Raw genomic sequence first — 989 nt, forward strand, 5'->3', positions numbered from 1 at the left:
TTCAACGGGAAACGGGTACTGCTTCTTGGTTTTTGGCTTCTTAGTGGTCATTACGTCGGTCATGGAAAATCCCTTTCGGTATTATTTCATGACCCCGGATTCACACAAAAATTCTGACAGGCTCCGCAGTCGCTTTTTTTGGATGTTCCATTCAACATCAACAGCTTGCATCAGCCGGAATGACGCCATGACTAAGTTACCAGATACCGCCCCCGATACCAGTCAAGATACGCCGAAGCGCTCAACAGCATATGACCGAACAGCAGATGACCTGCTCTCATTAACTAAGCATCCGCTTTTCGGGAAAACACTGGTAATGCCGACGGAGCCTATCAAGGAAATGGTTGGTGCTATGCGACGAGCGGTAATTTTGCGGGAATTGGGATGTTGTTTTACGGCAATAAGCGGTTATGGAAAGAGCAAAGGTCTGATCATGGCTGAGCGCGAGCTTCGAAAGATTTTTCCTAGGATACCGATCTTCCGGCATATTGTTGATAACCAGCAAGTACCTTCTATCCGGGCATTCTTTAAGAATTTCTTGTTGACGGTTGGGGTGACGGACATAGCAGGTGAGACATTTGATTTGCGTGTACGGCTCGGTGCTGCGTTAGAAGAGGCGGGAATGCGTGGACCCGAAAAAATGGTGGTTCTGCTTATCGACGAAGCGCAAGGAATGGCACTTCAAGACTTCTGCTTTCTGAAAGATATAGGCAATCAACTGGAGCAGGTAGACGTTCATTTCGTCGTATTCATGATGGGGCAGGAGCCAGAATTTACTCGAATGGCGCAAAGGATAAGGGAGCGCGGGAGGCTGGATTTAGTAAGCCGTTTCACATTGAGGCAGTTACAGTTTAAATCGCTACTGTAGTGGTCAACCTATCCCGGACACTACGTTAAGTTTTTCTTCTTTGACGGCCGGAGCCAATCCCTCATTGAACTGATGTGGCCGTATCCGGTTATAGCGGTGCATCAGGTAATAGCTGATGTCC

1 protein-coding gene is annotated in these 989 nt (G+C 47.8%); it reads left to right on the top strand.

Features of this window, described 5'->3' with window-relative positions; genetic code table 11:
* A partial coding sequence (locus GTP27_RS23255; RefSeq protein ID WP_229634311.1) for an ATP-binding protein occupies nucleotides 1-868 on the top strand: 868 nt, incomplete at its 5' end.
* Nucleotides 869-989: the final 121 nt, after the last annotated feature.

This window comes from Duganella qianjiadongensis (genome assembly GCF_009857915.1).
Classification (GTDB): domain Bacteria; phylum Pseudomonadota; class Gammaproteobacteria; order Burkholderiales; family Burkholderiaceae_D; genus Rugamonas; species Rugamonas qianjiadongensis.